The following is a 13,599-nucleotide window of genomic DNA, read 5'->3' on the forward strand; positions in this document are numbered from 1 at the left end:
AATGAACACTAAAAACTATGCTGGCATACCAGATGAATATGCAAAATTAGACACATCAAAAATTGTTTTAATACCTGTCCCTTACGATGGCACAAGTACATGGCAAAAAGGTGCAGAAAAAGGACCTGACGCATTTTTTGAGGCTTCAGAAAACATGGAGCTTTATGATATAGAAACGGATTCAGAAGTTTATAAAAACGGAATATATCTTGTTGAACCAGTGACCTTAAATGCCACGCCTGAAGCTATGGTAGATGCTGTGCATCAAGAGACTAAAAAGTATATAAAGAAGAATAAGTTTGTTACCATTATTGGAGGAGAGCACTCAGTTTCCATAGGGACTATAAGAGCTTTTAACGAAGTATTTCAAAACCTTACCGTGTTGCATATAGATGCGCATGCTGATTTAAGGAAATCTTACGAAGGTAGCGCATGTAACCATGCTTGCGCAGTATATGAAGCAAGTCAGAATACAAATTTAATTCAAGTAGGAATCAGGTCTATGGATGCAAAAGAAAAATCTGTTATGGATTTTGACAAAACTTATTTTGCTCATGAAATGGCTAGTGATGACTCATGGATGGATTCAGCGATTGATCAAATGACAGACAATGTTTTTATCACTTTTGATTTAGATGCTTTTGACCCATCTATATTACCTAGCACAGGAACACCAGAACCAGGTGGACTATTTTGGTATGAAACTTTGGATTTTTTGAAGGAAGTATTTAAAGAGAAAAATGTGGTTGGCTTTGATATCGTTGAGTTATGTCCAAATAAGGATGAAAAATCGTCAGACTTTTTAGCTGCTAAGCTCTACTACAAAATGTTGAGCTATAAATTTCAAAATGAAGCTGACGACGATAATTATGACGATGCATACGAGGAATCAAACCATTTAGGAAACTATTTAAAATTTGATGAGGATGATGACTACTAAAGGAGCTATTTCAAATTTCATAGAAGAGTATTACTTACATTTTAATGCGGCGACTTTAGTAGATGCGGCAAAAGCTTACGAGTCTGAATTAGATAATGGAGCAAAAATGTTGGTGTCATTGGCTGGAGCTATGAGTACCGCTGAGTTAGGAAAGATATTTGCAGAAATGATTCGTCAAGAAAAAGTGCATATTGTTTCCTGTACAGGTGCGAATCTTGAAGAAGATATTATGAATTTAGTAGCACATTCGCATTATAAACGAGTGCCAAATTATAGAGATTTAACACCACAGCAAGAGTGGAATCTATTAGAACAAGGACTGAATAGAGTAACCGATACCTGTATCCCTGAAGAAGAAGCTTTTAGGAGACTTCAAAAGCACATCTATGCTATTTGGAAAGATGCTGATGAGAAAGGTGAGCGCCATTTGCCTCATGAATATATGTATAAACTTCTGCTATCTGGAGTCTTGGAAGAATATTATGAGATAGATATAAAAGACTCTTGGATGTACGCGGCCGCTGAAAGGAATTTACCTATAGTTTGCCCAGGTTGGGAAGATAGTACGATGGGGAACATTTTTGCTAGTTATGTTCTAAAAGGGGATTTGAAAGCCAGTACTATAAAATCAGGGATTGAATATATGACTTTCCTTGCTGATTGGTATACTATTAATTCTAAGAAAGGAATAGGCTTTTTTCAAATTGGAGGAGGAATAGCAGGCGATTTCCCTATATGTGTTGTTCCTATGCTTTATCAAGATATGGAGCGTACAGATACACCTTTTTGGAGCTACTTCTGTCAAATTAGTGATTCCACAACAAGTTATGGTTCTTATTCTGGAGCTGTTCCTAACGAAAAAATCACTTGGGGAAAGTTAGATATTAATACGCCCAAGTTCATTATAGAAAGTGATGCTACCATAGTAGCACCTTTAATTTTCGCTTATTTATTAGATATGTAACAAAAAACAAAATGATACGTAAAATTGTAGATTACCAAAAACTTAATGCTGAACTATTAAATCTATTAGTTGAGAAATTCCCCGAGGGTTATGGTGACAAAGACATTATTGCATTTAGAAATGCTCAAAATGAACATATTGAAGCTGTTGAGATACGAACAGAGGACACCATATATCTTGTAAAAGTTGGAAAACGTTTAATACAAGCTATGGAAGATTTCGAAGACAATGAAAGCGCTCATAATGATGAAGATAAAGAAGACGATGAAAATATCGATTTCGACACTTTACGTAACGATGATTTTGAGGAGTATTGATTTCGATTATTAATAAAACTTTTTAATTTAAACTGATATTGCAATGAATTACTATAATACCGAAGAGATTAGAACAGAAGAAGGTGTTTTTGTAAAACATCATAATGGATATTTTACGTTCCAATTTTCATTTGACGAACTTATTGTTTTTGAGGAAGTGAATACTACTGTTTTGGAAAAGTTTGATCTTCACAGTAAAGAGTATGTAGGTTCTACATTTGAAGTAACCTATAAGGAGATTATTAATGATTTGGATGACGAAGATTTTTTGACATTCAGAATCATGGAATTAAAGCTCATATAAAAACTAATCAAATGAAAAATTTATTTCACTTATCACTTCCATGCTATAATATAGTTGGAACTAAAAAGTATTATATATACTATTGATGCTACTCTAGGAAGGTATGCCAATAATTAGTTGGATATAACCTTTTTGTTGGACATGAGGTAACATTTACTCAAGTCAGTAAATTTGATTTTAATAACCCTAGGCATACTTTTGAAGGAAAACTTTTGTCTTCTTTCCATTTTGGAATTATATTAGAAATTGATTCTTGGGGTAAAATGTATTACAAACTAACCAATCAGAATTTGGGACTAAAAACTCAAGCCACTTTTTTAAAAAAACTCGATCTAGCTACGCTTTAAAAAAAGGGAAACCTCAAGATAAATTCTTGGTCTTTTTAGGAACAACCAATTCAATTATGGTCGAAAATATTTGCAAAAGAGAATTCTGAAGTTTATTTAATGTTAAATCTACTATAAACTTCATTTTTATATACTTCACCTATTGGAATTCGCTCATTATTTAATACGATTTTATTTTTCTGAATAGAATCTATTTTATTCACATTAACAACATAAGACCTATGTACTCTTATAAAGTATTTATTTGGTAGCTTAAGTAATATTTGTCTAAAATTCATTAATGTCAGTACTGGTTTAGAATTAACCATAAATATTTTCAAATAATCTTTTAAGCCTTGGATAAATAGTATTTCGGATACGTTTAATTTTAAGTTTTCATATTCAGACTTTATAAAAATAAAATCATCCTGTAGTTGATTTTCATAACCCGCTGAAGATAAATTAGTTTCGATGTACTTTTGTTTTTGATTTAAACTCAATAATTCCTTAACCCTGTTTATAGCTTTGATAAATCTTGGAAAAGGAATTGGTTTTACCAAATAGTCAGTAGCATTTAAATCAAAACCTTCTAAGGCATATTGAGGGTAAGCTGTAGTAAAAATAAAAAACGGTCTATTATTCTCAATAGATTTAATAAAGTCTATACCAGAAATTTGTGGCATTTCTATGTCTGAAAACACTAAATCTATAGTATTACTATTCAAAAAATCTAAAGCCTCTAAAGCATTGGTAAAGGTTTTAACCACAGTTAATGACCCCAAGGTATTGCAATAGGATTCCACAACATTAATGGCTAAAGGTTCATCATCAATTATTATGCATTTCATTTTGTTCTAATTTTAAAGACAAGTCCACTTTATAATATCCATTTTCTGTTTTGGTAATTAATTTATGGCTACCATTGTATAGGTGGTTAAGTTGATTCTCAATATTTTTTAACCCGACACCAGAGTTAGTTTCATCCTTTTTATAAAAACCAATAATGTTTTCTGCTTTAAAGCTCAATAAATTTTCATTTATTTCTATTAGTATATTAACGTGGGTATTACCTCGGTAATCTGTACCATATTTAAATGCATTTTCTATAAACGAAATTAATAGCAAGGGATGTATTTTTAGATGTTTTGTCTCCCCATGTATATTCAATTTTACGTCTTCAGAGTTTTTTAGTCTTAGTCGCTGAAGTGCTATATAGTGCTTAATATAGTTAATCTCTTTTTCTAAAGGCACTTTTGCTTCCCCAACTTCGTAGAGCATATAACGCATTAATTCTGATAAAGTTATTACTGCTTCTTCGGCATCATCGGACTTACTTCTAACCAATGAATATATACTATTTAATGAGTTGAACAGAAAATGCGGATTTAATTGGGTTCTTAAAAATTGTAACTCAATTTCTTTTTTATTGCTTTCTAATTGCTTAGATAAACGATCTCTTTTATAAAAATCTATAACTAAAGAGAAAATACCTCCCAACAAAAAAATAGAAAGGGAAAATATTAAGGGCATCATGTATCTCATTCCTCTTAAAAATGGAATATCCCCACGTCGCTTTAGGATTTCTTCTTGTAATGTATCGAGAGAAGCGTTGGGTACAATTTTAATGGTTAAGTAATTAAAAACTACTAAAAATAAAACCGATGTAACTATATAAAGTAGAACCTTCCGCCTTAATAATAGTTTAGGCACAAAGATGAAATAGTTGGAATAGAACAGTATAGGCATCAACAATATCTTCGAATATACATTTGATGGCACTCTGTCTAATTCAAAAAATGATGTGGTTATTGGTATTAAAGAAAAGCATAACCATACCGATATGTGAATAAACAATTCTTTTAAATGTGGTACATTTTTCAAAATAACATAAAGTTTATACTGTTATAAATTATTAAAGGTAATATTATTAGCCGTTACTTCATCAATTGTTAGCCTTGGTATTTGATTTCTATATAGCTTATTTAAAACTAACTTTCCTATAATTTCTGCATCCTTTTTTGATTTAAAAACCTGTTTTCCTCTAATGGCTGGTATGTATTCTTGCCGTATCAAGACCTTATCATTTTTAGCTATTTCATAAATCCAGCAAGTATCCTTTTTAAGTACTTTTAAATAATATTTATTTTTTTCTTTTTCACCATCCATATTGGTTATCGCAGGAAAAATTAAAGCTATAGCTATAACAATTATTGAAAAAATCGACACGTATTTAAATACTTCTTTCATTATTAACTGTAATCAATTACTTTCTACTTAAAATTAAAAGAGTCAGGATAAATATAAAATGGATTATCATATCTCACCTGACTCAACATTTGGCTATTAATCTTATCAATTTTAAAAACTCAAATTATTCTTAGTTATCATCATCATCTTGTGAGGCGGTTGGAAAAAATTCCATATTATCATCGAGATACAATGTTCCATTACGTCCTAGAGCTACAAAAGCTCTTTGGCCATTACTAAAAGCTACGGCATCTCTTCTTGCGACTCTCTCAAATGATGTTCTTTCTACCCATTCATCACTATTTGGATTATATTCGTAAACTGTACCCAATGCCCCACCAACTTCACCGCATGCAATATAACCTAGTCCATTTAATGAAAATGCAACAGCATTGGCTCTGATAACATCATCGCTGTCATCATCATCAATATCAGTTAAAACAGACCATGTTTCAGTATTCATATTAAATACCCAAAAATCATCTTCGTATATACCATTACTCACACCAGTTGCTAAAAATACATCTGACCCTATGGTAAATGTTACTCCGTCTCTACGTTTTGACCCTCCAAATCCAAACAATTCCTCCCATGTATCTGATGTTGGGTCATATTTCCAAAAATCTTTTTTATCACCATCACCGTCAAAACCAGTACCTACATATCCATAAGAATCTGAGCCAAAACCTACACTACCGTAGCGTGCTGTCCCACCAAAATCAGAAATTTGCTGCCATGTATTTGCGCTTACATCATATTTGTAAAAATCTGATAGCTCTTGATTTGTATCTCCATTAAAACCAGTACCTATATATCCGGTATTACCTATTGTGAAAGCTACTGCAGAACTCCTTTCTTGACCTGAAAAATCTGCAAGCTGTTGCCATGAATTTGTCGCAAAATCATAAGTCCAGAAATCGTTAAAATAATCGTCACCATCAAAACCTGTTCCCATATAGCCCTTATTGCCTATGGTAAATGCGGTTGCACTACTCCTAGGTTCTTCATTAAAAACTGAGGTTTCTGCCCAATTACCAATTAAGTCGTCGTCATCGTCATCGTCCCCACAACTATAAAAAGAGGTAATAAACAGACAAACTATTATTAAAACTTTACTATTAATTTTTTGTTTTTTCATTTCGTTTTTTATTTAAATTAAAGCTTACGGCTATGTTTAGAAAAATTGTTTCATTAGTATCAATATCATATAAAGTGTCATCTTCTATGTCGATGACCTCCATATTACTAATTGGCATATATCCAAGTTTAAAGTGTGTTATCCAATTCTCTTCAAATTTTAATTGATAACCTAATGCAATTTTTAATCCATTAAACTGCATTCTTGAATTTGCAATTTCTTCACCCTGCGCATTTAAAATACTAGCTGAATTATTTGCAAAAAATCCTTCGGGACTTAACGTAAAATTGATTGCGCTTTTCTTATCAATATTATGAAAGAGACCAGTTACAGGTAATCCTATGCTATATTTTGTATTTAAGCTTACTTGCCTACTATATGACACTAGAGGAAATAAACGTGGACGACCAAATAAAGTACCAAAACCAATACCTACTGTAAGGTTAGATTTCAGATCATTTTTTGTCCACACCTTACTTGTACTTAAAAACGTATTGTAAAAAAAATCGTCCGCTGATATGTCACCCTCAAATGTAGATGACAGCATAGGTGAAATTAAAGCATTAAGAAACCAGTTATTTCTTAGTGGTCTTTTGTATATAAGGTTAAGTCTTATAGTATGTATGTTTTCAAAATCATTTAATGCATTGCCAAAAAGAGCATCTTTAAAATAAATATCGTATTTAGTATAATTCAATCTAACAGCTAAAAGCGATTTATTGATTTTTTTACCCATTCCCAATGACACTGCTGTTTTTTCTAGCTGTGTATCACCTAAACTTGGCAGAAGGCTGTACTCAAACCTACCCAACTCTAAACCATTGCTTAATAACGGTGCGTTTTGTGCTGTAGATAGCATAGTGAAAAAACTAAAAAATAGTACTGCGATTTTATTCATCAATACGAACTTAAAGCTTGCTTTTATGACTTTTAAACAAACTATACCAACAATCCGTTTTTATAGATTAATTAGGTTATTACATATATCAATCAGATATTTTACTTTAATAGATGATTAAGTAGTTTTCGTATATATGAAATAAAGGCTCGTATAATAATCTTCTTTCGCTCTATTTTAATGGCTTTTTTTGTTAAAAATCGAGTTTATGAAGCTAAAGGTCACAAAGCAAGTTGTTAAAATCATATTATGTCTTAGCGTAATAATTGGCTGCGCTGATTCAGATGAGATACCCACTTTAACAGTTGGTGAAGATTTTACAAATACGAATATTAGAGTTATCTCCATTGACACATTAGAAGTTAGATTATCCACAATGAAGTTTGATTCAATAATAACATCAAACTCTCAGCGCCTGTTATTTGGTAGATATGAAGATGAAGATTTTGGTAATGTTAAGGCATCTGCTTATTTTGAATTAACATCGGACAATTTTTTTATAGATGATGAAGCTACTTTAGACAGTGTAGGTTTAGTTTTAAACTATGATAACTATTTCTTTAACGACACCACTCAGACCATAACTATTAACGTCCACAAACTATTGGACCGTATAGATAGTGAAGATGGAAACCTCTATAATACATCTGAGTTTGATTATGAGCCAACAGCACTTGCTTCTTTTAGCTTTATACCCGAACCCAGTAGAGATTCTTTATACGTTTCGTTACCTTTTCAGTTTGGACAGGATATATTCCAAGGAATTCAGAATAACGAGATAGATGATGTGGAATCTTTAGCACAAATATTAAAAGGAATAACCATACAACCAAGTGATTTGGACAATGGATCTATTGTTGGTTTTGATATAGCAGAAAGTTATGTTAAGCTTTATTATACCGTACCAGATGAATTAGAAGATGATGATGAAGAATTGGAGTTAATTATAAATCAATTTAGTGCAAACACTTATTTTAACAATATACAAAGTGATGTTAGTAACTTACCGCTTCAACTGATAGATGACCAAGAAAATATACTACCATCCACAGAAAGTAGTAATTTTTCATACCTCCAAGCTGGTATTGGTTACGTTACTCGAATTGAATTTCCTTCCATTAAAAAACTTAACGAAATACCTGGAACAGGCACTATACTTAATGCTACTTTAGAAATAAAACCCAACAATAGCTCTTACTCAGATATAAAAACAATTTCTGATTTTTTAGATCTCTATGTGATAAACCAAAATAATGACATAACATTTCAAATTGCAAATAGTGTTGGTTTGGTATCTGCTTCATTAGTGAGAGAAAATGAAGAGTTTGGTGATATCATTTATTCAGTACCTGTTTTAGAGTTTGTTGATAATAAATTTTTAGAACAACCAGAAACTGAGGATGCACTCATTTTATTACCACCAGAATTTAATTCTACAGTTAACAGCCTAAAGTTTAATGATGCCTTTAATGATGATTTTAAAGCTAAACTATTCTTAACCTATGCTATTTTAAATGAAGAATAGAATACTCTTTACTCAATTTGCATTGATACTCTCCTCATTTAGTGTCTGGTCTCAAACCAACAATTTAACCGGTTCTCCTTATTCATTATTTGGAATTGGTGTGGAAAGCAATAGTAATACCGGTAGGAATAGTGGAATGGGACGACTGGGTTTGGCTTTAGAAAGTGACAATCAAATTAATCTATACAACCCAGCTTCTTTTGCCTCAATTGAAAAAGAACGATTTGTATTTGATATAGGTATGTTCACAGAAATACAAAGCATTTCCAGCGGTGGCCGTAATGAGATGCGTTTTGCCTCAAATTTTTCTAATATTTCATTGGGTTTTAATGGTAACGGAAAGTATGGTGTGGGCTTATCACTACGACCAGCAACTAGCGTAGGTTACGCACTTATTGGTATTAAGAGCAATATTGAAGGTAGCAATGAACAATTTACGACTAATATAGACGGCTCTGGTGGTTTGAGTGAAGTAAGGCTTGATTACGGAAGAAAATTATCATCTAATTTAAATGTTGGAATAAAGTTTTCGTATTTCTTTGGATCGGTTGATGAAACAGAATCTGTTATAGCTGAAAACAGCCGTATATCAAACAATGATATTAGTTACTACAATGGTGCCACTATGGGTTTTGGTTTACAATATAAACTTAAAGAACGCTACAATATTGGTCTAAGTCTAGATTTACCAACTTCACTTGGCGGAAAGCAAGACACAAACTCACAAAAATTCTCATTTGATGGTATTACCATTTTAGAGGAAAGTGTGGATAAGAATATTGATGACTTTAAGCTACCTCTAAGATTTGGAATAGGCTTTAGTACAACGTTTAAAAATCTTCTCCTCTCAGCCGACTATAACTCAAGTTTTTGGTCAGGTACAAACCAAGAAGATGGTGTTGGAAAATATGTTGACCAAAGCATTTTTGCAATTGGTGCAGAATTTATGGTAAATCCAAATAGTCTAAAATATTGGCAACGTATTAACTTTAGAGCTGGTATAAACTATAATACTGGTTATTTAGAAATCGACAACAATCGTGTAGATAGTTATAGTGCCTCTTTTGGTTTTGGCCTACCAATTGGAAGAAACTCTGGCTCCAATTTAAACTTTTCTTACAATGTTGGCAACAGAGGCTCTACAAATAGTTTCTTGGTAAACGAAAATTTCAGCACTCTAAATTTAAATCTTACACTTTCAAATATCTGGTTTCAACAAAGGAAGTATAATTAAAATAGAGGGTCGATTTCTTATATAAATCAACCCTTTCAGCTTTTAACTTCTAACGGAGTCTAGTTCTCACTTTTATCCATTGTTTCTTCATGTTCTTTCTGCATGGCAAGATGCTCTGATTTCATTTTTTCGTGCTCCTCCATCATCATTTTATGTTCCTTTTCCATGCTTTGGTGATCAGATTTTAGTTTTTCGTGCTCTGATTTAATTTCCTCAATATCCTTATCTCCATCTAAGTGACTTTGTTCAATTTTTTCATGCTCATTCATCAGTTTCTCATGTGTTTCGAGTAGAGCTGCATGTTTTTTCATCATTTTTGAATGTTCCATTTCATAAGCCTTATGGCTGGCTTCGTCAATGATACTATCTGTAGCTTCATGCTGGCTTTTCAATCTTTCGTGTTCTTTTTCAAATTTAGCATGTGCGGTTTCCATAGTCTGGTGAATTGAATCCATTTCCGCATGCATTTTAACTAATTGTTCGTGGTATTCCTTATCAACATTTTTACAACCTTGGATAGCAAAAGAAATCATTAGACCCAATGCAATAATTGTAATGTTGAAGACTTTCTTGTTTTTCATTTTTAAATGTACTTATTGTTCGTATTAATTTTAAAGTGTTTTAAAGCTTATTTATTTTTTATCTGTCCATCAATATATAAAAATTAAGTTTTCATTTAAAATTTATGGAATCAAATATGGTAGGCTAACCAAAATTTTTGAAAAAAACGCGACTTAATATTCTATATTTTCATAATTCAGAGATATTAAGTTTAAATCTAAAAATCGCTAAAACATTCAACAAATCAATGCTTTAGGTCAAAATTTTCCTTAACTTTAGACTATAATCTTAAATCACTATATAGCCTATGCCATCACAAGAATTACAACCTTCGGATTATAGAATGCGTAAACTCATTGGTACTTTAGGGCTATCATTACCCATCATTCTCCCAATCGTTAAGTGGGAATTTTTGTCTTCAATAAGTCATTACTATTACGCTACACTTTCTTCATTGCTTTTCATTATTATTCTTTCGGCGTTTGGTCTTTTTTTAATTTCCTATAAAGGCTATGTTAAAGACACAGAAACCGAACAAGTAAGTGATGATTTCTTAACAAATATTGGCGGTTTTGCTGCTTTAATAGTCGTCTTTATACCAACTATTTGTTATGGCAGTGCAAGTGTTACTATAGATAATTTATGTGTGAGTGAAAATTACCCTCTTTTTGGACATAATAACACGACGCTAAGTACTATCCATCTGGTAAGTGCTGGTATGTTTATCTTATGTATGGGCTGGATATCGAAATACAAATTTACCAGGGGAAAGAAAGCTTTACACAATAAAATTTACAAACACTGCGGCAATGTGGTATTTATTTCCGTAGCACTTCTTATTACTGGGCTTGTCCTTGAGAAATTCGATATCAACTTTATTATCAATGAGTACTACGTTTATATATTTGAAACTATAGCTGTTTTTGCCTTTGGTACGTCTTGGTTAGTAAAGGGTGAAGCTATTGAAAACTTTACAGATTTTAAAAATCGAATGCTCAATTGAAATAATTTATGCTTGAGTATTAACCAAAAAATTAGGTCATATAACAATCTTGTCTCGTTAGAAGTAGGTAAAGCTAATACATTTCATTGGCAAACCTTAAGACCCAAAGATCTACAGAAATTAAGTTTACAATAATTTACATTTTATCGATTTTTTATGCATTTCATAGAAATTTTATCAAATAAATTTATATATTAGCCTCGCAATAAATTTCATTGAATCCCAAATCTAATGAAAAAAATATCCCTAACCATTGCTCTAATTTTATTTGGAGTAACTTACTTAACCGCTCAAAGCTCAGATAAAGAAAGAGCTGAAAACTACTTATCCAGTAAAGGAGAGTTAACATTTACATTTCAGGTTGAAAATCATGAGGATGTGCCTATTTATACCAAAAACCTTTCTTTAATCAATTATAATCCAAATACCAAAACTGTTATAGCTTGGGCAAATAAAGCACAGTTTAGAAAGTTTGAATCTAAGAACATTCCTTTTCAAGTACCTCAGGATGAAAATGAGGTTAGAGAAGCAAAAATATATGATGTAAGACCTTTAGCCAATAGAGAGGTTCAGTCCACATTATCATTTCCTGTAAGCTCATATCCTACTTACGCTGAGTATGCTCAGCAAATGCAAGATTTTGAAGATAACTATCCTGCTTTAGTAGATATGTTTAGTATCGGATCGACAGGTGAAGGAGATAAAGAACTACTATTTGTAAAAATATCGGATAATGTATCGACCGATGAGCAAGAACCCAAACTTATGTTTACATCATCCATGCATGGTGATGAAATTGCTGGCTATCCTATGATGTTAAGTCTTATTAATTACATACTCACAGTATATAGCGATACAGGTCATACCGACCACGCTAGGGTTAAGAATTTGGTTGAAAATGCTGAGCTATGGATTAACCCAAATGCAAATCCAGATGGTACATACCACGATAGTCCCGATAACACTTCAGTAGCCAATGCTAGAAGAGGTAATGCTAATAATGTAGACCTTAACAGAAACTATCCTGATAGTAGAAAAGGAGCACATGCTGACGACAATCCTTACCAGACGGAAACATTACATTTTATGCAACTTGCTGAGGAGAACCATTTTGTTATTTCAGCAAGCTTTCATGGTGGGTCAGAGCTTGTAAACTATCCCTTTGATAATGTATATGTAAATGAGTATACACATCCCGATGGAGATTGGTTTGAAAATGTATCTGTGGCCTATGCAACGGAATGTCAAACTGATGCTAACTCAGGTAATACCTCTATTCCGTCTTATACAAATAAACCCTCTTACATGACCGATGATAAAGATAGTGATGTTTACCCTAGCAAAGGTGTTACACATGGAGCAGAATGGTATCGTATATATGGTAGTCACCAAGATTATATGAATTATTATCACCAATGTAAAGAGGTAACCATAGAACTTTCCGATGAAAAAATATTGCCCGAAAGTTCACTTGTCGATTATTGGTACTATAACAGAGATGCATTGTTAGACTACCTTACACAAGGTATATACGGCTTTATCGGCGTAGTAAAGGACTGTAATGACGGAACTTCTATTGAGGCTACCGTAACTATTGTTGGACATGATGCCCATGGATCACATACAGTTAGTAATGCACTTCATGGTGACTTTTATAGACCTATTAACGCTGGTACGTATGATATTATGTTTGAAGCACCATATTATGAATCTGTTATTATATATAGCCAAACAATAGACAACTACGAAAAGAAAGTTTTAGGCGATATACTAATGACTCCATTAATACCCGAAATTCCAGAAAATTTAAATCTTACGGACGCAATATTACCTTCATCACCATTGAATCTGTCTTATGATTCAGGGTCTAGTTTTGATATTAGCTACAGGGAAATCAGCAGTGATTATAGCACATCAACAAGCACAAACTTATTCGGGGAAATAAACTCAAATAACATAGCTATAGGCACAGTTATAAAACAGTTTATAAAACGATAGCTTTTTAACAAAGTGTAATCTTAAAGTCATTTATTTTTATAAATAATAGATTTTTTTATTCACTTGTTTTTCAAAGCATTACAAACTAAAAGTGCATTTCAACGATTATTTTTGCATTTTATGGAATAACACATTATGTTTGTA

The 13,599-nt window shown here is 32.2% G+C and carries 14 protein-coding genes; 8 read left to right on the top strand and 6 right to left on the bottom strand.

All coding sequences use genetic code 11. From position 1 onward, the window contains the following. Window position 1: 1 nt before the first annotated feature. The 4 genes from speB to KCG49_RS00905 are packed head-to-tail and all read left to right on the top strand — an operon-like array spanning window position 2 to window position 2,525. Window positions 2-940 carry an agmatinase gene (gene speB, locus KCG49_RS00890; RefSeq protein WP_218544292.1) on the top strand — a complete coding sequence of 313 codons (939 nt, stop codon included), beginning with the start codon at window positions 2-4 and terminating at the stop codon, window positions 938-940. After that, window positions 930-1,904, top strand: a complete 975-nt coding sequence (locus tag KCG49_RS00895; protein ID WP_218544524.1) for a deoxyhypusine synthase family protein — start codon at window positions 930-932, stop codon at window positions 1,902-1,904. Before speB ends, KCG49_RS00895 begins: the two co-directional genes overlap by 11 nt. Before the next feature lie 11 nt (window positions 1,905-1,915). Continuing rightward, window positions 1,916-2,221 carry a hypothetical protein gene (locus KCG49_RS00900; RefSeq protein ID WP_218544293.1) on the top strand — a complete coding sequence of 102 codons (306 nt, stop codon included), beginning with the start codon at window positions 1,916-1,918 and terminating at the stop codon, window positions 2,219-2,221. 43 nt (window positions 2,222-2,264) lie between these two features. Continuing rightward, window positions 2,265-2,525: a hypothetical protein gene (locus KCG49_RS00905; protein WP_218544294.1), complete on the top strand. Its 261-nt coding sequence runs from the start codon at window positions 2,265-2,267 to the stop codon at window positions 2,523-2,525. Between the two features lie 439 nt (window positions 2,526-2,964). Here KCG49_RS00905 and KCG49_RS00910 read toward each other — a convergent pair whose 3' ends face one another. From KCG49_RS00910 to KCG49_RS00930, 5 genes are all read right to left on the bottom strand, one after another. Further along, on the bottom strand, window positions 2,965-3,699 hold the full coding sequence (locus tag KCG49_RS00910) for a LytR/AlgR family response regulator transcription factor (RefSeq protein WP_218544295.1): 735 nt from the start codon (window positions 3,697-3,699) through the stop codon (window positions 2,965-2,967). Next, window positions 3,680-4,732 carry a sensor histidine kinase gene (locus tag KCG49_RS00915; RefSeq protein ID WP_218544296.1) on the bottom strand — a complete coding sequence of 351 codons (1,053 nt, stop codon included), beginning with the start codon at window positions 4,730-4,732 and terminating at the stop codon, window positions 3,680-3,682. The genes KCG49_RS00910 and KCG49_RS00915 overlap by 20 nt, the downstream gene beginning before the upstream one ends. Window positions 4,733-4,753: 21 nt before the next feature. Further along, entirely contained in the window at window positions 4,754-5,098 is a 345-nt protein-coding gene (locus KCG49_RS00920; RefSeq protein WP_218544297.1) for a DUF4907 domain-containing protein, read from the bottom strand. A gap of 130 nt (window positions 5,099-5,228) precedes the next feature. After that, window positions 5,229-6,236, bottom strand: a complete 1,008-nt coding sequence (locus KCG49_RS00925) for a Kelch repeat-containing protein (RefSeq protein ID WP_218544298.1) — start codon at window positions 6,234-6,236, stop codon at window positions 5,229-5,231. Next, window positions 6,217-7,134 (bottom strand): DUF6268 family outer membrane beta-barrel protein, encoded by a 918-nt coding sequence (locus tag KCG49_RS00930; protein ID WP_218544299.1) that lies wholly within the window; start codon window positions 7,132-7,134, stop codon window positions 6,217-6,219. Before KCG49_RS00930 ends, KCG49_RS00925 begins: the two co-directional genes overlap by 20 nt. 208 nt (window positions 7,135-7,342) lie before the next feature. On the opposite strand from KCG49_RS00930, the gene KCG49_RS00935 reads away from it, so the two are divergent. After that, a complete protein-coding gene (locus KCG49_RS00935) occupies window positions 7,343-8,659 on the top strand; it encodes a DUF4270 family protein (protein ID WP_218544300.1) in 1,317 nt (438 codons plus the stop codon). Beyond that, on the top strand, window positions 8,649-9,893 hold the full coding sequence (gene bamG, locus KCG49_RS00940) for a BamG family beta-barrel-assembly machinery protein (protein ID WP_218544301.1): 1,245 nt from the start codon (window positions 8,649-8,651) through the stop codon (window positions 9,891-9,893). The genes KCG49_RS00935 and bamG overlap by 11 nt, the downstream gene beginning before the upstream one ends. Before the next feature lie 59 nt (window positions 9,894-9,952). On the opposite strand, the gene KCG49_RS00945 is transcribed toward bamG, so the two are convergent. Continuing rightward, the gene (locus KCG49_RS00945; RefSeq protein WP_218544302.1) at window positions 9,953-10,474 is read right to left on the bottom strand and encodes a hypothetical protein; all 522 of its coding nucleotides are present in this window, start codon (window positions 10,472-10,474) and stop codon (window positions 9,953-9,955) included. A gap of 287 nt (window positions 10,475-10,761) precedes the next feature. Between KCG49_RS00945 and KCG49_RS00950 the strand changes: the two genes are divergently transcribed. Next, window positions 10,762-11,457, top strand: a complete 696-nt coding sequence (locus KCG49_RS00950; RefSeq protein ID WP_218544303.1) for a hypothetical protein — start codon at window positions 10,762-10,764, stop codon at window positions 11,455-11,457. A 231-nt stretch (window positions 11,458-11,688) separates the two neighbouring features. Beyond that, complete coding sequence (locus KCG49_RS00955) at window positions 11,689-13,455, top strand: M14 family zinc carboxypeptidase (RefSeq protein WP_218544304.1); 1,767 nt, start codon at window positions 11,689-11,691, stop codon at window positions 13,453-13,455. The last annotated feature ends 144 nt before the right edge of the window (window positions 13,456-13,599 follow it).

Source organism: Winogradskyella luteola (assembly GCF_019203985.1).
GTDB classification, from domain to species: Bacteria; Bacteroidota; Bacteroidia; order Flavobacteriales; family Flavobacteriaceae; genus Winogradskyella; species Winogradskyella luteola.

Excerpts from the sequence above, each read along its gene's own strand:
- speB (WP_218544292.1), top strand. The coding sequence starts at position 2 with ATGAACACTAAAAACTATGCTGGCATACCAGATGAATATGCAAAATTA.
- KCG49_RS00895 (WP_218544524.1), top strand. The coding sequence starts at position 930 with ATGACTACTAAAGGAGCTATTTCAAATTTCATAGAAGAGTATTACTTA.
- KCG49_RS00900 (WP_218544293.1), top strand. The coding sequence starts at position 1,916 with ATGATACGTAAAATTGTAGATTACCAAAAACTTAATGCTGAACTATTA.
- KCG49_RS00905 (WP_218544294.1), top strand. The coding sequence starts at position 2,265 with ATGAATTACTATAATACCGAAGAGATTAGAACAGAAGAAGGTGTTTTT.
- KCG49_RS00910 (WP_218544295.1), bottom strand. The coding sequence starts at position 3,699 with ATGAAATGCATAATAATTGATGATGAACCTTTAGCCATTAATGTTGTG.
- KCG49_RS00920 (WP_218544297.1), bottom strand. The coding sequence starts at position 5,098 with ATGAAAGAAGTATTTAAATACGTGTCGATTTTTTCAATAATTGTTATA.
- KCG49_RS00925 (WP_218544298.1), bottom strand. The coding sequence starts at position 6,236 with ATGAAAAAACAAAAAATTAATAGTAAAGTTTTAATAATAGTTTGTCTG.
- KCG49_RS00930 (WP_218544299.1), bottom strand. The coding sequence starts at position 7,134 with ATGAATAAAATCGCAGTACTATTTTTTAGTTTTTTCACTATGCTATCT.
- KCG49_RS00935 (WP_218544300.1), top strand. The coding sequence starts at position 7,343 with ATGAAGCTAAAGGTCACAAAGCAAGTTGTTAAAATCATATTATGTCTT.
- bamG (WP_218544301.1), top strand. The coding sequence starts at position 8,649 with ATGAAGAATAGAATACTCTTTACTCAATTTGCATTGATACTCTCCTCA.
- KCG49_RS00945 (WP_218544302.1), bottom strand. The coding sequence starts at position 10,474 with ATGAAAAACAAGAAAGTCTTCAACATTACAATTATTGCATTGGGTCTA.
- KCG49_RS00950 (WP_218544303.1), top strand. The coding sequence starts at position 10,762 with ATGCCATCACAAGAATTACAACCTTCGGATTATAGAATGCGTAAACTC.
- KCG49_RS00955 (WP_218544304.1), top strand. The coding sequence starts at position 11,689 with ATGAAAAAAATATCCCTAACCATTGCTCTAATTTTATTTGGAGTAACT.